General features: G+C 65.2%; 15 protein-coding genes. 8 read left to right on the top strand and 7 right to left on the bottom strand.

Annotated elements, in window-relative coordinates; genetic code table 11:
• Positions 1–43: 43 nt before the first annotated feature.
• From BVG12_RS20685 to BVG12_RS20695, 3 genes are read right to left on the bottom strand one after another with little or no spacing between them, the layout of a single operon-like run.
• Positions 44–1,504: an oligosaccharide flippase family protein gene (locus BVG12_RS20685; RefSeq protein WP_083685256.1), complete on the bottom strand. Its 1,461-nt coding sequence runs from the start codon at positions 1,502–1,504 to the stop codon at positions 44–46.
• A gap of 35 nt (positions 1,505–1,539) precedes the next feature.
• The gene (locus BVG12_RS20690) at positions 1,540–2,463 is read right to left on the bottom strand and encodes a hypothetical protein (RefSeq protein ID WP_156895694.1); all 924 of its coding nucleotides are present in this window, start codon (positions 2,461–2,463) and stop codon (positions 1,540–1,542) included.
• A gap of 43 nt (positions 2,464–2,506) precedes the next feature.
• Entirely contained in the window at positions 2,507–3,613 is a 1,107-nt protein-coding gene (locus BVG12_RS20695; protein WP_083685258.1) for a glycosyltransferase family 4 protein, read from the bottom strand.
• 212 nt (positions 3,614–3,825) lie between these two features.
• Between BVG12_RS20695 and BVG12_RS20700 the strand changes: the two genes are divergently transcribed.
• Positions 3,826–4,836, top strand: a complete 1,011-nt coding sequence (locus BVG12_RS20700) for a polysaccharide deacetylase family protein (protein ID WP_075794053.1) — start codon at positions 3,826–3,828, stop codon at positions 4,834–4,836.
• Here BVG12_RS20700 and BVG12_RS20705 read toward each other — a convergent pair.
• Both BVG12_RS20705 and BVG12_RS20710 read right to left on the bottom strand, forming a co-directional pair.
• Positions 4,790–5,884, bottom strand: a complete 1,095-nt coding sequence (locus BVG12_RS20705; RefSeq protein WP_075794054.1) for a GNAT family N-acetyltransferase — start codon at positions 5,882–5,884, stop codon at positions 4,790–4,792. The genes BVG12_RS20700 and BVG12_RS20705 overlap by 47 nt on opposite strands.
• Positions 5,881–7,098: an aminotransferase class I/II-fold pyridoxal phosphate-dependent enzyme gene (locus tag BVG12_RS20710; RefSeq protein WP_075794055.1), complete on the bottom strand. Its 1,218-nt coding sequence runs from the start codon at positions 7,096–7,098 to the stop codon at positions 5,881–5,883. Before BVG12_RS20710 ends, BVG12_RS20705 begins: the two co-directional genes overlap by 4 nt.
• A gap of 225 nt (positions 7,099–7,323) precedes the next feature.
• Here BVG12_RS20710 and BVG12_RS20715 point away from each other — a divergent pair, with 225 nt between their 5' ends.
• From BVG12_RS20715 to BVG12_RS20745, 7 genes are all read left to right on the top strand, one after another.
• Positions 7,324–8,502, top strand: coding sequence for an acyltransferase family protein (locus tag BVG12_RS20715; RefSeq protein ID WP_083685260.1), 1,179 nt, complete (start codon positions 7,324–7,326; stop codon positions 8,500–8,502).
• A gap of 69 nt (positions 8,503–8,571) precedes the next feature.
• Complete coding sequence (locus BVG12_RS20720) at positions 8,572–9,606, top strand: polysaccharide deacetylase family protein (protein WP_083685262.1); 1,035 nt, start codon at positions 8,572–8,574, stop codon at positions 9,604–9,606.
• On the top strand, positions 9,603–10,205 hold the full coding sequence (locus BVG12_RS20725; protein ID WP_075794058.1) for an arsenate reductase/protein-tyrosine-phosphatase family protein: 603 nt from the start codon (positions 9,603–9,605) through the stop codon (positions 10,203–10,205). The genes BVG12_RS20720 and BVG12_RS20725 overlap by 4 nt, the downstream gene beginning before the upstream one ends.
• Entirely contained in the window at positions 10,202–11,470 is a 1,269-nt protein-coding gene (locus tag BVG12_RS20730) for a carboxylate--amine ligase (RefSeq protein WP_075794059.1), read from the top strand. The genes BVG12_RS20725 and BVG12_RS20730 overlap by 4 nt, the downstream gene beginning before the upstream one ends.
• A 46-nt stretch (positions 11,471–11,516) precedes the next feature.
• Positions 11,517–12,560: an acyltransferase family protein gene (locus BVG12_RS20735; protein WP_156895695.1), complete on the top strand. Its 1,044-nt coding sequence runs from the start codon at positions 11,517–11,519 to the stop codon at positions 12,558–12,560.
• An 87-nt stretch (positions 12,561–12,647) separates the two neighbouring features.
• Entirely contained in the window at positions 12,648–14,219 is a 1,572-nt protein-coding gene (locus tag BVG12_RS20740; RefSeq protein WP_075794061.1) for an acyl-CoA ligase (AMP-forming), exosortase A system-associated, read from the top strand.
• Positions 14,216–15,448 carry a pyridoxal-dependent decarboxylase, exosortase A system-associated gene (locus tag BVG12_RS20745; protein ID WP_075794062.1) on the top strand — a complete coding sequence of 411 codons (1,233 nt, stop codon included), beginning with the start codon at positions 14,216–14,218 and terminating at the stop codon, positions 15,446–15,448. Before BVG12_RS20740 ends, BVG12_RS20745 begins: the two co-directional genes overlap by 4 nt.
• Here the strand turns inward: BVG12_RS20745 and BVG12_RS20750 are convergent.
• Positions 15,445–16,788 carry a putative O-glycosylation ligase, exosortase A system-associated gene (locus BVG12_RS20750; RefSeq protein WP_075794063.1) on the bottom strand — a complete coding sequence of 448 codons (1,344 nt, stop codon included), beginning with the start codon at positions 16,786–16,788 and terminating at the stop codon, positions 15,445–15,447. The genes BVG12_RS20745 and BVG12_RS20750 overlap by 4 nt on opposite strands.
• A 4-nt stretch (positions 16,789–16,792) precedes the next feature.
• Positions 16,793–18,700: an XrtA/PEP-CTERM system amidotransferase gene (locus tag BVG12_RS20755; RefSeq protein ID WP_075794064.1), complete on the bottom strand. Its 1,908-nt coding sequence runs from the start codon at positions 18,698–18,700 to the stop codon at positions 16,793–16,795.
• Positions 18,701–18,724 lie beyond the last annotated feature (24 nt).

Here is an 18,724-nt window from a genome sequence, read left to right on the forward strand (position 1 = left end):
TTCGGTTCGGTGAGCGCGACGCCGCAACAGGGCGCGCGGTCGATTATACATTCGGGCGCAAAAGGGCCAGCCGGGCCTTCAACGGTACGGCCAGGCGGTGCACTTCGCCCACGAGTTCGTGGCGCGTGGCGCGCAGCAGCACATACCAGACAAGGGCCAGCGGCAGCAGCATCGCGAGCAGCCGCGCCATCGCCGGGATGGAGGCCGGCAGCAGCAGCGCCAGCAGCCACGCGGCGGCGCCGGTACCCGCGGCCACGATGGCGCTGGGCGCCAGGGCGCGGATCATCATCGCGGTCGTGAAGCCGAAATAACGGCTCTGCTGAATCGCGGTGACGGGCGCGCTGGCGATGGTCGCGAAGAACAGCGCCCATGCGAATCCGTTCAGGCTGCCGTCGAACAGCAGCACGCCGAACAGGATGCGGGTCGCCAGGGTGACGACGACCGGGAAGGCGCTCAGGTAGGGACGGCCGATCGCCGTCACCGCCATCGGGATGTAGTTGAAGGCCAGCGTGACGGCGGCCGCCAGCACGAGCGGCAGGATCGCGGGCACGCATTCGAGCCATTTGGCGCCGTACAGCGCGACGACGATGTCCTGGCCCAGCACGGCCGTCAGCGCCAGCGCGGTCCAGCCGACGCCGGTCAGCAGCAAGGTCGAGCGGGCCAGGATCGGCGCCAGCGATTCACCGCGATGCCAGGTCTGCGCCAGATAGGGGACGGCGCCGTAGTTCATCGTCGAACCGGCCACGTAGCTGAAGATCGACACGGTGGAATTCGCGCGGCTCAACAGGCCGACGTGGCGCGCGGACCCCAGCTTGCCCAGCAGGATGTCGGGGATCGAGTTGTTCAGCGTGGTCGCGCAGTTGGTCACGAGCGAGCCGACGCCGAAGTGGGCGACGCTCTTCCAGTGGCGGAAGCCCGGCAGCCACGGCATGCCTTTCGGGCGCAGCGGTATGTAGGCGATGCCGCAGGCGAGGATGTTGATCAGGTTACCGTAGGCCATGGCCATGGCACCGAAGCCCATTTCGCCCAGCGTCAGCGTGCTGGCGCAGAAGCACAAGGTGCCGACGACGTGCACGACGGCCTGTTTCTGGGCCTCGTAGTTACGGGCGAGCAGGGCACCCGTGACGGTGCCGAACGGGATGAACACGAAGCCGATGGCCAGCACGCGCATCACCGGCACGATGCCCGGTTCCTTGAACCACGTGCCGAGCCAGCCGCTGGCCGCGAACAGGGCGGCCGCGATGACCCACGACGTCGTGAACACCACGCCGGTGGCGGAGCGGATCTTGTCGTTGTCGAGATCCGGCTCGCGCTGCAGATAATACGTGACGCCGAAGTCCCGGAACACCTGGGCGAAGTTCACGAAGACAACCGTCATCGAATAGATGCCGATCTCGCTCGGGCTCAGGATCCGGGCCAGCAAAATGCTGACGACGAATTGCAGGATCCTGGTGCCCGATGTCGCGAAGAAGTTGATGACCAGCGAACGACGCAAATCTGCCATGACAGAGCAACCGGGAAGAAAAAACGCGCCGGGATTCAGGCCGGCGCGTTGGAGATGAGATGGATGGCCTGGCGCGACGTCGTCTTGTACTTGTTGTTGATGAAGCGCATGGGCCCGATGAAGTGGAAGAACGCCGTCTCCGCCGTGGCGCAGTCGGGCGTGCCGTATTTCGGGAACGGCAGGGAAGTCGTGGCGAACGCGTTCGCCACCAGGTAGTTCGACGTCACCTGTTCGGTGCCCCAGCGTTTCCAGTCCTCGCCCAGTTTGGCCGTCATGCGGCGCGAGAAATCGAGCAGGTTGTCGCGCATCATCGCCGACGGCGGGAAACCCGTGAAGCCGGAGCAGCCGCGCACGTAGCGGGCGTCGCCCGGCAGGCCGACGTTGGCCATTTCGGCTTCCGACAGCGTCTGGATGTGCGCGCCCGGCTTCACTTTCGGCAGCGCGTGGGCGCGCACCGCGTCCAGCGGGCGGATCGGCGTGTCCGGGATTTCGCCCAGCACGAAGCCGGCGCCGGTCTGGATGGCGTGCAGCACTTCCGGGATCGGCTGGATGGTCAGCGTGTCGGCATCCAGCTGGATCACGTAGCTGTCCAGCGCATAGCCGGAGATCGCGAACAGGCGCTCCCACGTGCCGCCGCGCGGGATGTCCGGGTGGGTGAATTCGTTCGCCTCACGCAGGATCACGTGCGGCAGGTGCTGCTTGAGCACCGCGCGGTCGTTCTCGTCGATCGACGGATCGCACACGACGACGATGCGTGACGGATTCAGGAAATGGGTAAACGACTTGACCGCGACCAGATAGGAATGAACGTCGCGCTGATGCACCATCGACAGCAGCGTGAAGGGCAGTTCGCCGCGCTGGACGGGACGGGTGTCCAGGATCTGGCGCGCGACTTTCTGGTATTGCCATCGGAAATAGTCTCGCCTTGCGCGCTGGACCACCCTCTCGACTAAAGACATTCCTCAGGACTCCCTTTTCTGCTGATCAAATTCAAAGCATCGTTCACAGAAACTGCGCGATGTGTGCGGCGAACTCCTTGCTTTGACGCACAACATTATATGCGGTATCGACGTGCGCACGCGCGTTGTCTCCATGCATTTTTGCTATTTCCGGACTGTCGACATAGCGCAGCACGGCTTGCGTGAAGCCGGCGAAGTCGTCCAGGCCGATCACGGCACCGGTCCGGCCGTCGAGGATCGTTTCTTTCGGACCCAGCGCGGCACTGGCGACGACGGGGATGCCGCAGGCCATGGCCTCGACGACCGCATTGCCGAAGCTTTCGCGCTCGGCCGCGTGCACGAGCAGATCAGCGGCGCGATAGTAGGGCACGAGGTCGTTCTGGCGGCCGGCGAACACGCAGACGTCGTCCAGGCCGAGTGCCGATGCGAGACGCTTCCATTCCACGGCCGGCGGCCCGTCGCCCACGTAGATGAAGCCGATGCGCCTGTCCGGGCGCGCGTTGACCACGTCGCGCACCACCTGCAACAGGCGGTCGACGCGTTTTTCCGGGCGCGCCTGCGAGACGGCCAGGATCCAGAAGCGGTCCTGGTCCAGGCCCAGCTGGGCGCGGGCCGCGGCCCGGTCGCCGGGGTGAAATTTGACCGAATCGACCGAATTGCGCATCAGGATGACCTTGCTGCGCGGTAGCTTCTGGTAATTCAGCAGGAAGTTTTCTTGCGCGACGGAGTTCGCCAGATGGAGGTCGTGCTGTTGCATGCGCAATACGCGCCGCACGAGGAATTTGGCGATCTTTTTGACTGCGCCGTCGCGCTGGCGTGGGTCGAAACTGTCGTTTTCCGTGTTGATCGTGCGTACGCCCAGGCGGCGCAACAGGTCCAGGCAGACGGTATTCGACAGCGCGCTCATGAACACCATCACTTTTACGTTATGGGTGCGCACGAATTGTTCGATCGCGGCGCGGCCGGCCGGCGTCGTGTCGTAACAATCCAACTCGACGGGTTGCAGATTCTTGGGCTGGTAGCTGGGATTGCCGGTCAGCTTGGGAAACGCCATGTACACGTTCGCCCGGTCGCGCAGGTCGGCACTGGCCCGGTCGCGCACGGCGGCGGTGAAATTCCATACGTATCCCGTATCGTCGGGATAACGCATGGTAAACACGACTCCTGGCTTTTCCGCTGATGTCACCCTGTGCTCCGGTTTAGTGCGAAGTTGCAATATTTAGCACAAAATTATAGCTCATCAATTAATTCTGCATGTTGCAGTGCAGCGTAATCGTGCGCATGCACCGTCTTGCCACACGATTGATTTCCGAGCGACAAACACATTATGCTAGGATTGCAATACTTATAACGGCCCAAGTAATGTTAAAAAAAGCTCAGCAAGTGCCGGCGCAACTGGCACCCGGACAGCGTCCGGTCCTGCTCGTGATCGTCGACACCGAGGGTGAGTTCGCCTGGGACCAACCGTTCAACCGCAACGCCATCGGGACGACGTCCATCGCCAGCCAGCCGCTGATGCATGCGCGCGTATTCGACAAGTTCGGCATCGTCCCCACGTATATGGTCGACTGGCCCGTGGCAACGACGCCGAGCGCCGTCGCCACGCTCCGCACGCTGCGGGATGCGGGCCGCTGCGAGATCGGCGCCCACCTGCATCCCTGGGTCTCGCCCCCCTACGAGGAAGCGCTGTCGGATTTCAATTCCTATGGCGGCAACCTGCCGCGCCAGCTCGAATACGAGAAGCTGCGCCTCCTGACGGAAACCATCGCGGACGCGTTCCGCAAGCAGCCGCTCGCGTTCAAGGCGGGACGCTACGGCCTCGGTCCGCACACGGCGGAGTCGATCGCTTCCCTCGGCTACGAAGTCGATGCGAGCGTCGTGCCGTACAGCGCCTTCACGGCCGACGGCGGGCCGGATTTCCGCGCGTTCGACGAACACCCCTACTGGTTCCAGGCGGGGAAGCGCGAGCTGCTCGAACTGCCGGTGACGACGGGGTATTGCGGCTGGCTGCGCCGCTACGGGCCGCGTTTATACGATGTCGCGCAGAAGCCCTGGGCCCGGCGTGCGCGTCTGGGCGGCTTGCTGGCGCGTTCGCGCGCGCTGGAGCGCGTGCGCCTGAGCCCTGAAGTGGCGAGCGGCGCCGAGCTGTGCCGCCTGACCGATGCGCTCCTTGCCGGCGGTTGCCAGGTGTTCTCGCTGACGTACCACAGCCCGTCGATGATTCCGGGCCACACGCCTTATGTGCGCACCGACGCGGACCTGGAGCGCCTGATCGCGACGGTGCACGATTACTGCGCGTGGTTCCGCGACGAGGTCGGTGGCGAGTTCATGAGCCTGTCGCAGGTGCGGCAGGCGCTGGCGGCGCAGCGCTGATCGTTTTGCCGCGGTGTGCCGCCAGCGCGTGCAGGCGGCCCAGCAGCGGCCAGCGGTAGCCGTTCAAGTGGTACATCGTGCGGATGTCGTCGGTCCAGCGGGTGTGCCATTCCATCACCCGTCCATAGAATTCGATGCGTTCGAAACGACCTTCGTCGAACAGGCCGCGCGTCGCTTCCTCGCGCATCAGGAGGGCCGGCGACAGCTGCGGACCCAGCGCTTCATCGTAGGCCGTCTTGAGGATCACGATGCAGCCGCCACCCTCGACGCACAGGTCCATCGCGGCCAGGCGCGGGCCGTCCGGACCATCGAACCAGTAGCGATAGACGCTGGCCGCGCCGCGGCGCGCCAGCGCTTCCAGCATCGCGCGATAAAAGCGGCCCTGGTCGTTGGCCGCGTCGACGGCCGTCCCTTCGCCGGCCTTCCAGCCGCCCGTCTCCAGCTTGCCGTAGTCGGCCACGGCACCGGCCATGAGCTCGGGCGCGCGCACGATTTCCAGGCGCGTGGCGATGCCGTCCTGGCGCAGGCGGTTGCGCTGTTTTTTGAGGTTGTTGCGCAGGTTCTTGCCGCGCGCATTCCAGTAGTCGTCGAAGCTGCCCTGCAGCGCGACGCGCGCCGTCCGGATGTAATCGAAGCTGCGCGCGCCGCTGGGCACAGCTTCGGCGGGACGCGCCATCAGCATCGGATCGCACTGGGTGAGGCCGACCATCAGCGCGGGGCCGGGCAGCGCTTGCAGCAGGCTTGCGAGCAGCCCGTCGACGGGACGCGTGTCAACCTGCAGCCACAGGCCGACGGGGGCCTGGGCCGGCTGGAACGTATTCCAGACGCCCGGCCGGCCGGGCGTCATGATCGTCATCGCGTCCGTGTCGCCATCGTTGTCCTTGCGGACGTGCCAGGCGAGCATTTCGCGGCCCGTGCCGAACACGTCGAGCAGGGCTTGCACGAAATCGGCGGCCAGCAGCGGCGAGGCGGGACCGGCCGCGTGCAGGCGCTGCCAGCGCGCGGCATGCTGCGCGAAGTCGCGTGCGGGTACGACCGTCCAGCTCATGCGGGCACCGCCGCGCAGGTTTCCAGTGCCTGCCGCACTTGCGCGTGCAGCCAGGCGCGCTCGGCGTCGTCCAGCGCCTGGTGGCACGGAAAGGCGATCAGATGCCGCCCCAGGTCCGCGCTGTTGGGGCACACGCTCGCGTCGACGCCCGGCCACAACGCCGCGCCGAAGCGCGTCATCGGTACGCCGGCGCGCTGCAGCGTCTCGAACACGGCCTGCGGGCGGTCGACGAGCAGCGGGAACATCCACGGACAGGCGCCGTCGGGCAGGCGCGGAAACAGCGGACGGCAGCCGGGCGCGCCGTCCAGCGCGCGTTGCAGTTCGACGTAATTGCGCCGGCGCCGCGCGACGATGCGCGCGGGCGACACGCAGCGCAGCACCGCGCGCGAAAACCAGGACGAGCGTTTGTCGGCCCAGCGCGCATCGAATTCAAAACTGCTGTCGGACGACGACGGGGCCAGCGCGGGCGTTGTGGCGCCGCCGTCGCTGCGTGCCTTGCGTGCATTCCACAGCGCGCTTTTCAGCCGCAGCGGCAGCGCGAGCAGCATCCGCAGCACGGGCAGGCGGCCGTAGGCGAAGGCCGCTTCGAGCGCGTTCAGTGCCGCTTTCATTTCGAAGCCGGCGCCGGCGCCGCGCAAGGTCACGTCCAGGCGGTGGCGCCGCGACACCAGACAGCCGCCTTCGTAGATCGGGAAGAATTTCATCGTACTGCCGATCGCATAATCGCCCACGCTGCCGACCGGCACGCCGTCGCGCGCGCCGAAAAAGGCGTGCGCGCAATCCTCGACGAGGCCGGCGCCGTGACGGTCGCACAGCGCGCGCAGGGGCGCCAGGTCGTGCGGGATGCCGAAGAAATGCGTGGCAAGGATCGCTTTGACGCTGCCTTTGGCAAGTTGCGTTTCGATGTCGGCCAGGTCGGGCGCCGTGTCCGGGCGCACGCGGTAAAACGCGACCTCGGCGCCGCACCAATGCGCGGGCGGAATCATCGAGGGGCTGTGGTAGGCAGGCACCAGCACGACGTCGCCCGCACCCACGCCGAGTGCGCGCAACGCCAGGCCGATCGCGATGCGGCCGCTCGTGACGAGACGCGCGTCCGCGCCGTCCAGCAGCGACGGCAGCGCGGCATGGCGTCCGCCCGCAAACGCGGCAAGCGACAGTACGGGTACGGGAGGAATGACGCGGCGGACCGGCAACGGGGTATTTATTGACGACATGCATTAAATATAACATGTGCACCGCGTCGCGCCTGCTGGACGGCCTGTTGTATAAAGCCGCTCGTCGGCCCTCGGCCTGCCAAAATTTCTTGCATGTTGCAATTTCTTTATGATACCGTTAGCGCTGCCTTGAGCTGCCCAGCTCGCCAATGTGCAGGCGTGCGCCCATACGTGCGCTCCGCTGCCGCCTACCCGCGCTGTGTCCTCCACTACCAGATTTATTAAATGTCAAACAAACTTTCCCAAGTAAAAATTGGCATCCCGGAGGATGTCCAGAGCGCGCCCATGCGAAAAGAATTTTCGATTTATCTGGACCTGATACGGTTCATGGCCGCGTTCATGGTCGTGATCTATCACTCGAACACGCGTGCGCTGATCACCGAACTCGTGCCGTTCAGTAATCATGGCCATGCCGCCGTGATCGTCTTTTTTATCTTGTCGGGTTATGTCATTTCGTTCGTCACGTCCACGCGCGAAAACACCCCGATCGCATATTGGTCGAGCCGTCTGTCCCGTTTCTATCTGCTCGTCATTCCTGTCGTGCTGCTGACGCCGGTGCTCGACGTCATTGGCGAGGCGCTGGCACCGCAGTTTTACGACGGCAAAACGACGCATGGCCTGGCTTGGCTCAGAATACTGACCAGCCTGTTCTATGTGAACGAAATCTGGAAAATTTCGATCATGTCTTTTTCCAACGTCCCGTTCTGGTCGCTCTGCTACGAGATGTGGTACTACGTGATGTTTGCGGTGGCAGCCTTCACACAAGGGCGTACGCGGGTCCTGCTGCTGGCCGGCTGCGCGTTGCTGGTCGGTCCCAAAATCCTGTTGCTGGCGCCCATCTGGGTATTGGGCGTGGTCCTGCATCGGTGGAAGGGGCTGTATCGACTGCCCGAAACCGTATCTTGGATGCTGTTTTTCGGGTCGATCATACTGTATGCGCTATTCCAGCATTACCGCTTGACCGAATATGGCTACACCTTGCTGGGGAATCTGATCGGCACGTATTGGGCAAGTGAACTCGCTTTTTCGCGCTATTTTATTTTCGATTATCCGCTGGCGCTGATCATCGCCGCCAATTTCATTGGCTCCCGCAATATCGCGCACCGGTTTGCATGGTTGTTGCTGCCGCTCGAGCGCCCCATCCGCTGGATTGCGGGATTGACTTTCCCACTGTACATCATGCATCAGCCATTGATGCAGTTTTTCTCGGCAATCATTAACGGCAATCCGCATTCCCCCTTGTTTTATCTGGAGGTGATGGCATGCACGCTGGCGACCGTAGCCGTGCTCGGTACCTACTCCGAGCGCAAGCGGCCAGGCTTCAAGCGCTGGATCCAGGGTGTGCTGCAGGGACTCAGGGCGCGATGGCCGGCGGATACCGTCGGCAACCCCATGGCGCAGTAGGAATAGTTGATATAATGTTATGTTGCCGGTGGCATGATACCATCGGATTTTTCATAGAGTCATAAGCCCATGCGCACCAAGGTTTGTATTACGATCGATACGGAGTTCTCCATCGGTGGTGCTTTTGCGGATTCCACGCGGGTCCCGGTGGCGGAACAGAATGTCTGGTGCAACGTCAACGGACGTTCGGAAGGATTGGGCTTCATGCTCGATACCTTCCGCAAATACCAAGTGCAAGCGACCTTTTTCGTCGAAACGGTCCAGCGCTACTACTTCAAGAAGAACGCCGACCCGATGCGGGCGATCGCGCGCCAGATTCACGACGCGGGCCATGAAGTCGAGCTGCACTCCCACCCCTGCTGGTCGCTGTTCGAGCATGACGACTGGCGCGAGCGTGCCCGCACCGCCAAGGCCCCCGACAATTATTTCGGGCGCAGCCTGGACGATTCGATCCGGCTCCTGCAGCAAGGCATCGACACGTTTGCCGACTGGGATTTGCCGCGCCCACGTGCCTTCCGCAGCGGTAATCTGCAGCACGACGAAAATCTGTTCAAGGCGCTCGCTCACGTCGGTATTCCGTACAGCTCGAATGTGGCGGTCTCCGTGTTCGACAGCGGCCATCCGGATTACGCGTTATATAGCGGGACACACGAACGGCTCGGCGTGCTGGAATGCCCGGTGCTGACGTATTCGGACTGGAAAATCGGCGGCCGCCGTCATCTCAAGGCGCTCAGCATTGCCGGCACCAGCTTTGCGGAAACGCGCGTGTTGCTGAACAAGGCGCAGGCGGCCGGCGTGCCGCTGGTGGTCATCCTGACCCATCCGTTCGAATATGTGCAAAAGGACGATCTGGCCTACCGCCACGCGCGCCGCCATGGCGTCACGCAGCAGCGGCTGACGCAGCTGTGCGCTTTCCTGCAGGAGAACAACGATCGCTTCGACGGTTGCGGCATGGTGCGCGCCGCCGACGATCCGGCTTGCCGCGACGAGCGCAATCTGCTGTTGACCACACCGATCTGGCACAGCGCGCCCCGGATGGGAACGCAAGTGGCTTACGACTATTTTGGGCGCTGGGCGCTCGCGCGCACGAGGGCTGCAGCATGAAGAACTGGATCAACCGCCGATTCGGCACGTGGCGAGGCCTCGTACGTTTGCTGCTGGCTTATCTGGAATTGGCCACCGGGCGCCTGCGGCCGTTCATGCTGAAGCATCCGGAAGCCGTGCGCCGCGTCGTGCCCATTTGCCAGGGTAATATTTGCCGCAGCGCCTATGCGCACCATATTGTCGAGGAATGCGGCCTGCCGGTCGCGTCGTTCGGCCTGTCGACGCATACCGGTGGCGCGTCGCCTGCCGAGGCGATCGCGGCCGCGGCACGCCTCAACGTCGACATGACGGCGCATCGCGCCACCGACTGGACCGATTTCAAGGTCCTGCCCGGTGACCTGCTCCTCGTGATGGAAATACGCCAGGCGCACGAACTGCGCCGCCGCCTGGGGCCACGCGACGATGTCCAGATCTGCCTGCTGGGCATGTGGTGCAAGCCGGTCGTCCCGCACCTGCACGATCCGCACACGCTCAGCAGCGGTTATTTCGATACCAATTTCCGCCGTGTCGACCAGGCCGTGCGTCGTCTGGCCGCGGAACTGCCTCACTTGAAACAAACGTCGCGCGCGTCCCGGTACGAACGCGAACAAGCGCTATGACGACAACGACTTTACCCGCCATCGTATTGGGCATCGATACGCCGATCGGCCTCACCGTGGTGCGCGACCTGGGCATGCATGGCGTCCCTGTATATGGCATCGGCCGTACGCCGACGGCGCTGGGCATGCATTCGCGGTTTCTGCGCCGGGGTCTCGTGCGGCCGGCGTCGGCCGACGCGCTGATCGACCAGATCGTTGCCCTCGGCAAGGAACTGGGCGAAGCCTGCCTGTTCGCGATTTCCGAATCGGACATCGTCCTGCTGAACCGTTACCGCGACCGGCTTGGCGGCTTCAAATGCCTGTTTGCCGATGCGCCCCGGCTGGCCAGCGTGCTGGACAAGGCGGAAACCTACCGCGTCGCGGAACAAGTCGGCATTCGCGGCCCGCGCACGGCGACGATCTCGACGTTGCAAGAGGCGGAACGCTTGCGTACGGAACTGCGGTTTCCGGTGGTGCTCAAGTGGGCCAACCCGCATGAAGCCTGGAAACTGCTCACACCGATCGGTGTGACGCCCGAGAAGACGTATTACTGCCAGACCCCCGACGAACTGATGCAATGCCTGCGCCGGTTCGAACCGGCCGGTACGTACCCGCTCATCCAGGAATACGTGGCGGGCAACGGCCTGGGCCAGTTCGTGTTGATGAAAGACGGCCAGGCGCACTATACGTTCCAGCACTACCGGGTCCACGAGTGGCCGCCGGAGGGAGGGTCGTCCAGCCTGTGTGAATCCGTGCCGTCCCACCTGCATCGCGACCTGATGGACAAGTCGATCGCGCTGCTGCGCGCACTCCGCTGGGAAGGCGTCGCGATGGTCGAATACCGCTATGACCCGGCCAGCGGCGACACCGCCCTCATGGAAATCAACGGCCGGTTCTGGGGCAGCCTGCCGTTGGCGTACCACGCCGGCGCGCATTTCCCCTACCTGTATTACCGCCTGTTCGGCCTCGGCCTGCCGGTCGACGCACCGGCCTATCGTGCCGGCGTGCGGTGCCGCTACATGGTTCCGGAAACGAAGCGCCTGGCGCGCGTCCTGTTTGCCGCGCACAAGATTCCCGATCGCTCGCTCGCGTTCAAGCGCGTGCCTGAATTGTTGAGCTACCTGGCCGACTTCGTCCGCCCGCGCAGCCGTTACTTCGTACTGGATCGCAACGATCCGCAACCGTTCCTGCGCGACATGCAGCAAATCCTGGGCAAAGTGTTTTCCCGGCGCCAGGGAAAGCCGGTGGCCAAACCGTTGTTGCAAAAAGAAGGCGCGAAACGCTGAGTGCTCGCCGGACGTCCAATTTTTCCACACTGAGCCATTGACGAACATGAAACGCGAAATCCCCCACGGGTTGTCGGTGTACCTGGACCTCGTCCGCTTCGGCGCGGCGTCCATCGTCGTGCTGTCCCACCTGTGGGTGCTCGCATTCCCCCAGCACCCCTTGCCGTGGCCCGGACATTCGGCCGTCGTCATCTTCTTCGTGTTGTCGGGCTTCGTCATCTCGCATGCGTCGCGTCCCGAGCTGGGACTGCGCGGCTATCTGCATCACCGCACCGCGCGCATCTATCCCGTCGTGCTGGGTGCGGCCGTGCTGTCCGTGCTGCTGTCGTCATTCGGTGTGAATGCCATGCAGTACGCGGGCACGCGCGGCGCCGATGCGCTCGACGTGGGCCTGAACGTGACCTTCCTCGCGCAGACGTGGTGCAACGTCGCGCTGCCGTACAACGGCCCGTTCTGGTCGCTGAACTACGAAGTCTGGTACTACATCCTGTTCGGCATCTGGTGCTATCACCCCAGCCGACTGCTGCTGCTGTGCGCGGTCGTGATCGCGGGCCCCAAGATCCTGCTGATGATGCCGGTCTGGCTGCTCGGCGTTTATCTGCACCGCCACATGACGGTCCTCGACCGCAAGAGGGCGCTGTGGATCTTCGGGCTCACCCTGGTCGCCGGGCTGGCGTTTTTCTGGGTCGATGTCGGCGCCCGCATCCGCGAAGTCATGCGCGGCATCTGGCCCGAAGCGATGGACCTCGCGCGCGGCTCGAACCAGTTCGTCGGCGATTTCCTGCTCGGGCTGATCGTGGCGCTGAACTTCCTCGCGGCCGGTTCGCTCGGCATGGACCTGCTGCTGAAAGGCGAGCGGGTGATCCGCTACCTGTCCAGCTTCACGTTCTCGATGTACGTGTTCCACATGCCGCTGGCGGTCCTGATCTGGAACGGACTGGGCGTGCATGCGGCGTTGCCGTTCTTCGGCCTGCTGCTGCTCGGCGTCGTGGGCATGGGCGAGCTGACGGAGCGGCGCACGAAGTGGTACCGGTCGCTGCTTGCGCCGTTGTTCCTCGGCGCGCGCAAAGCGGTGGGTGCCGCGGGATGAACACGCCGACCGGCAAGCTGTTTTATCTGCGCGGCCCGAACTGGTAAGATGGGCATTTGCCCTGCCGCGCGCAGACCCCTGGCATCGATGAACCACCTGATCCACGATTCCCTGTTCGACAGTGCGGCGCGCACGCCCGCCGCCGAAGCCCTCGCCTACGGCGACAAGCGTTGCAGCTATGCGCAGCTTGCCGCGCAGGTGCGCGCCGTCGCCGCCCTGCTGCTGGACGCCGGTCTGGCGCCCGGCGCGCGCGTGGCCGTATACATGGAAAAACGCATCGAGAACGTGGCCGCGATGTTCGGCGCGGCAGCCGCCGGCTGTGTCTTCGTGCCCGTCAATCCACTGCTCAAGCCCGAGCAGGTCGCGTACATCCTGGCCGACTGCAACGTCCGGCTGCTGGCCACGACGGCCGAGCGCCTCGCGCAGCTGGCGCCCGTGCTCGAACGCTGCCCCGACCTGCGCGCCGTGCTGCTGGCCGACGGCGACGTCGGTATCGATACGGCGAACGTCACGCTGCCGGTGCTGGCCTGGCCGGCGCGCGAAGCCGCAGCGTTCGCGCCGCACCGCCGCATCGACACCGACGTCGCCGCGATCCTGTACACGTCGGGCAGCACGGGCCAGCCGAAAGGCGTCGTGCTGTCGCACCGGAACATGGTCGCGGGTGCGCAGAGCGTCGCCAGCTACCTGGACCTGCGCGCCGACGACCGCTTGCTCGCCGTGCTTCCGCTCAGCTTCGATTACGGCCTGTCGCAACTGACGACGGCCTTCCTGCGCGGCGCCAGCGTCGTGCTGATGAACTACCTGTTCCCGAAAGATATCGTGGCGATGGTGGCGCGCGAGCGCATCACGGGCCTGGCCGCCGTGCCGCCGCTGTGGATTGCGCTGGCGCGCCTCGCGTGGCCGGCCGATTGCACGCTGCGGTTCATCACGAATTCCGGCGGTGCGATGCCGGTGCCGACGGTGCAGGCGTTGCGCGAAGCCTTGCCGGACACGCGGATCTTCCTGATGTACGGCCTGACGGAAGCGTTCCGCTCGACATACCTGCCGCCGGATGAAGTCGCGCGCCGTCCCGATTCGATCGGCCGGGCGATCCCGAACGCCGAGATCCTCGTCGTGCGTCCGGACGGCACCCTGTGCGACGTTGATGAACCGGGAGAACTCGTGCACCGCGGCGCGCTCGTGGCCCTCGGCTACTGGAACGACCCGGCGCGCACGGCGCAGCGGTTCCGTCCCGCGCCCGGCCAGGACCCCGGCCTGCCGGTGCCGGAACTCGCGGTGTGGTCGGGCGATACGGTGCGCCGCGACGCCGATGGCTATCTGTACTTCATCGGCCGCAGCGACGACATGATCAAGGTGTCCGGCTACCGCATCAGCCCCACCGAGATCGAGTCCGTGCTGCACGCCACCGGCCTCGTCGCCGAGGTGGCCGCGTTCGGCATCGACCATCCGCAGCTGGGACAGGCGATCGCCGTGATCGCGGTGCCGGTGGAAGAGGGCGCGATCGATAGCGCCGCGCTGCTGGCCGAATGCAAGCGCCGCCTGCCGGCGTACATGGTGCCGGCCCACATCGACCTGCGCGCCGGTCCGCTGCCGCGCAACCCGAACGGCAAGATCGACCGCAACCTGCTGCGGCAAACCCTGCAACCGAACCAAGCATGACAAATAAACCGCGCCACGCACCGCAGATTTACTTTCCCGTCGTCGACGACGTCCTGCAGGTCGGCGGCATCCCGCTGACCCGGCTCGCGCAGCGCGTGGGCCGCACGCCGTTCTTCGCCTACGATCGCGCGCTGTGCACGCAGCGCGTGCACGACCTGCGCGCCCAGCTGCCGCAAGGCGTGCTGCTGCATTACTCGATCAAGGCCAATCCGATGCCGGCGCTCGTGCAGCACATGGCGGGCCTCGTCGACGGTCTCGACGTCGCGTCCGGCGGCGAATTGAAAACGGCGCTGGATGCCGGCATGGCGCCCGCACGCATCAGCTTCGCGGGGCCGGCCAAGCAGGAGGCCGAGCTGGCGCAGGCGGTGGCCGCCGGGGTGTGCGTAAACGTCGAATCGGAGCGCGAACTGGTCGCGCTGGCGCGCATCGGCGAGGGGCTGGGCATCGCGCCGCGCATCGCGCTGCGCGTGAATCCGGACTTCGAACTGAAATCGTCCGGCATGAGGATGGGCGGCGGCGCCAAGCCGTTCGGCGTCGACGCCGAAGAGGTTCCGTGCCTGCTGCGCGCGGCGGCAGAACTCGCCGTCGACTTCCAGGGCTTCCACATCTTCGCCGGTTCGCAGAGCCTGCGCGCGGATGCGATCATCGACGCGCAGGCCCGCAGCATCGAACTCGCGCTGCGCCTGGCCGATGCGGCCCCGGGCCCGGTCCGCCAGGTGAACATCGGCGGCGGCTTCGGCATCCCGTATTTTCCGGGCGAGGAACGCCTCGACGTGGCACCCATCGCCGCGCGCCTGGCACCCGAACTGGAGAAGTTGACCGCGGCGCTGCCGCAGGCGAGATTGGCGCTGGAGCTGGGCCGCTACCTCGTCGGCGAATGCGGCGTCTACGTGACGCGCGTCGTCGACCGCAAGGTCTCGCGCGGCGAAGTGTTCCTCGTGACGGACGGCGGCATGCACCACCATCTGGCCGCATCGGGCAATCTGGGGCAGGTCATCCGCAAGAATTATCCGGTCGCCGTGGGCAACCGCGTGGCAGCCGTCGACAGCGGCCCGGCCAGCGTGACGGGGCCGTTGTGCACCCCGCTCGACATCCTGGCCGACCGCATGGAACTGGCGCATGCGCAGGCCGGCGACCTGATCGTCGTGTTCCAGTCGGGCGCCTACGGCCCGTCCGCCAGCCCGGGCGCCTTCCTCGGACACCCGACAGCGCTGGAAGTCCTCGTCTAACGCTTGCGCGCCGTCGGTGCCGGCGCCGGCGCCGGTTCCTTCCACGTGCGGGCCTGCCGCTTGCGGCGCGACAGGAAGGGCAGGCGCAGCGGCGGCGTGTTGTCCGGCTGTGGTGCGATGAACAAGACCTTTTCGAGGCAGACCAGGATCGTCAGGACGTAATAGGGCAGGTCGTAATAGGCCATCGCCAGGAAGGCGCCGGCCGTCATGTAGCCGATGATGCTGACCTGGCACATCCGGGCGCACGTCGCCGCCCAGGCATAGTCCGGATTCGTCCCGCATTTGCGCACGATGCGCGTGCCGGTGCGCCAGGCGAAAAAGAACATCAGCAGATACAGGAACAGGCCGATGTAGCCGTGTTCGCCCAGCACCTGGAAATAGATGCTGTGCGCGACGAAGAACACGGTCGGATCCGGCGCATACAGCTGGAACAGCTGCGGCGTGAAGGTGGCGAAGCCGCCGCCGAGCGGGAAGTGGTTGGCGACGTTGATCGCGAACCCCCAGGCGTTGATGCGTCCCATCGCCGACGCGTCTTCGTGGTAATTGTCGATGGAGTGCATGCGGCCCATCCACTGTTCGGGCATGGCCGCGAGCAGGATCGGGATCGCCAGGGCCAGCAGCGCGCCGGTCTTGAGTTTCGAGTTCGATTTCAGCCAGAGGAACAGCACCATGGCCGTGCCGCCCAGCAGCGCGCCGCGCGAATAGGAGCCGATGGCCGAGATGGCGGTGAGCGTCGCCAGGCCGAGCGCGGCGCGCCGGGTCCATTTGGTCGGCGCGAACGAGGACACCGCCACGATCACGGGGACGCTCGTGACCATGGCCAGCGCCAGCGTGTTGTTGTCGCCGATATAGGTGCCCGGCGGGCCGAGCAAGCCGTTGTGACCACCCGTCAGGATGGTCCAGAGTCCGCCCTTGAAACCCCAGAAACCGAGCGACAGCGCGACGGTGAGAATCAACGCCTTGACGTCGTTGACGGTGCGGGTGACCGTGATCGTCAGGACCACGATCAGCATGGTCTTCATCACGGTATTCCACTCGTCCCATGCGCCGGTCTGGTTGAGCGCGAACACGGCCGTCAGCGTGACCCAGAAGATCAAGATCATCAGCTGAATGACGAGCGGCGTGAACGGCAGCTTCTTCTGCTCCTTCGATATCACGGTCGCGAGCAGCGTCACCACCGCGATGATCATGACGAACGGGAATGAGCCGGCGAAGCCGTAGGTGAGCCGGTGCGGATTCATCAGGCTGAACACGGCGTACACCAGCACGCCCACGACGGGGCGCTTGAAGATGAACGGGATGCTGAGCAGCATCGCCACTAAGAGGATAAGGTCACGCATGCGCTTACGCTCCGGCGCTCACCCGCAGGAACGCGTCGAACATCATCAGCGACCACAGTGCCACGCTGTGGTCGGCCGTGCCCGCGTGGTGTTCGGACACCAGCTTTTCCAGGTAGCGGCGGTTGAAGATGCCGGTATCGACGAGGCGCGCGCCCAGCACGGCCTCGCGCACGGCGTCGCGCAGCGGGCCGCGCAGCCAGGCCGCCAGCGGGATCGAAAATCCCTTCTTGGCCCGGTACATGATGTCGTGCGGCAGATGCGGTTCCAGCGACTTTTTCAGGATGTACTTGCCTTCGCCGCCACGCAGTTTCAGGCTCGGGGGCAGCGTGGCCGCGTATTCGCAGAACTCGTGGTCGAGCAGCGGCACGCGCACTTCCAGCGAGTGGGCCATGCTGGCGCGGTCGACCTTCGTCAGGATGTCGCCCGGCAGCCAGGTTTTGAAATCGAGGTACTGGATCAGCGACAGCGGATCGTCGGTCGGCGCCTGCGCGGCATGTTCGCGCATCACGTCGATCGCGCGGTAGCCCTGCAGGTCGCCTTTGAATGTATCCGAGAACAACTGATCGCGCTGGCGGTCCGGCAGGCGCGACACGCCGTGGAAGTAGCCTTCCACCAGATCGCGCGCGATCGCCTCGAACGTCGTCTTGGCGCGGAACACGCGCGGCGCCCAGTCGGCCTTGGGATACAGGCTGCCCAGGGTGCCGAACAGCGGTTTGCGGATCGCTTCCGGCACCTTCGAGCGCACGCTGTGCTCGGCCATCGCGAAGCGGTAGCGGCGGTAGCCGGCGAAGTTCTCGTCGCCGCCGTCGCCCGACAGCGCCACCGTCACGTGGCGACGCGCCAGCTGGCACACGCGGTAGGTCGGGATCGCGGAGCTGTCGGCGAACGGTTCGTCGTACAGGTGCGCGAGCGTGTCGATCAGGCCGTAGTCGTCCTTGTCGACGATCTGCGCGTGGTGGTGCGTGCGGTAGCGCTGGGCCACCTGCATGGCGTATTGGGTCTCGTCGAACTCGGGGTCGTCGAAGCCGATCGAGCACGTGGTGACGCCCTCGCTGACGGTGCCGTCCTTCGCACCCGCCATCATCGCGACGACGGCGCTGGAATCGACGCCGCCGGACAGGAAGGCGCCCAGCGGCACCTCGGATTCCATCTGGCTTTTGACGGCTTCGCGCACGCGGTCGATCAGTTCGGCCTCGACGTCCGCTTGCGGCCGCGCCGGCGCGACGTTGAAGGCGAGATCCCACCAGCGCTTCGGTTGGACCGCCCGGTCGCCGACCTTCAGCAGGATCGAATGGCCGGGGCTGAGTTTATAAGCGTTATGGAAAATCGTGTTCGGCTCCGGCACGTAGCCGTAGGCGAAATAATCCTCGACGGCGCGCGGGTTCAGCTTGCGTGACAGTTCGGGGAAGGTCATGATCGACTTGAGTTCCGAGCCGAACACGAACAGGCCGCTGGGCAGCAGCGAATAAAACATCGGCTTCACGCCGACGTGGTCGCGCGCGAGGAACAGCGTCTGCTTGCGGCGGTCCCACACGCCGAACGCGAACATGCCGCGCAGGCGGCGCACGCAATCCTCGCCCCATGCGATCCAGGCGTTCATGACGACTTCCGTGTCGGACTTGGTGCGGAACACGTGGCCCAGCGCGATCAGCTCGTCGCGCAGGATGCGATAGTTGTAGATCTCGCCGTTGAAGACGAGGGCCACGTCGCGCGCGGCGTTCAGGAACGGTTGCTGGCCGGTGGCCACGTCGATCACGGACAGGCGGCGGTGGCCCATGCCCAGGGCTTTTTCCAGATACAGCTCGCCTTCGTCGGGACCACGGTGGTGCTGGCTCTCGTTCATGCGCCGCAGCGCTTCGCGGTCGATCTCCCGGTTGCCTTGGGTGTCAAAGATTCCGACTATTCCGCACATGATGTTGGCTTTCTTGCTTGTCGA

This window comes from Massilia putida (assembly GCF_001941825.1).
Lineage (GTDB): Bacteria > Pseudomonadota > Gammaproteobacteria > Burkholderiales > Burkholderiaceae_D > Telluria > Telluria putida.

Bases quoted from the DNA above. Each gene is read 5' to 3' on its own strand.
- BVG12_RS20705 (WP_075794054.1), bottom strand. From the start codon at position 5,884: ATGAGCTGGACGGTCGTACCCGCACGCGACTTCGCGCAGCATGCCGCG.
- BVG12_RS20740 (WP_075794061.1), top strand. From the start codon at position 12,648: ATGAACCACCTGATCCACGATTCCCTGTTCGACAGTGCGGCGCGCACG.
- BVG12_RS20730 (WP_075794059.1), top strand. From the start codon at position 10,202: ATGACGACAACGACTTTACCCGCCATCGTATTGGGCATCGATACGCCG.
- BVG12_RS20725 (WP_075794058.1), top strand. From the start codon at position 9,603: ATGAAGAACTGGATCAACCGCCGATTCGGCACGTGGCGAGGCCTCGTA.
- BVG12_RS20755 (WP_075794064.1), bottom strand. From the start codon at position 18,700: ATGTGCGGAATAGTCGGAATCTTTGACACCCAAGGCAACCGGGAGATC.
- BVG12_RS20695 (WP_083685258.1), bottom strand. From the start codon at position 3,613: ATGCGTTATCCCGACGATACGGGATACGTATGGAATTTCACCGCCGCC.
- BVG12_RS20700 (WP_075794053.1), top strand. From the start codon at position 3,826: ATGTTAAAAAAAGCTCAGCAAGTGCCGGCGCAACTGGCACCCGGACAG.
- BVG12_RS20685 (WP_083685256.1), bottom strand. From the start codon at position 1,504: ATGGCAGATTTGCGTCGTTCGCTGGTCATCAACTTCTTCGCGACATCG.
- BVG12_RS20750 (WP_075794063.1), bottom strand. From the start codon at position 16,788: ATGCGTGACCTTATCCTCTTAGTGGCGATGCTGCTCAGCATCCCGTTC.
- BVG12_RS20710 (WP_075794055.1), bottom strand. From the start codon at position 7,098: ATGTCGTCAATAAATACCCCGTTGCCGGTCCGCCGCGTCATTCCTCCC.
- BVG12_RS20720 (WP_083685262.1), top strand. From the start codon at position 8,572: ATGCGCACCAAGGTTTGTATTACGATCGATACGGAGTTCTCCATCGGT.
- BVG12_RS20745 (WP_075794062.1), top strand. From the start codon at position 14,216: ATGACAAATAAACCGCGCCACGCACCGCAGATTTACTTTCCCGTCGTC.
- BVG12_RS20735 (WP_156895695.1), top strand. From the start codon at position 11,517: ATGAAACGCGAAATCCCCCACGGGTTGTCGGTGTACCTGGACCTCGTC.
- BVG12_RS20690 (WP_156895694.1), bottom strand. From the start codon at position 2,463: ATGTCTTTAGTCGAGAGGGTGGTCCAGCGCGCAAGGCGAGACTATTTC.
- BVG12_RS20715 (WP_083685260.1), top strand. From the start codon at position 7,324: ATGTCAAACAAACTTTCCCAAGTAAAAATTGGCATCCCGGAGGATGTC.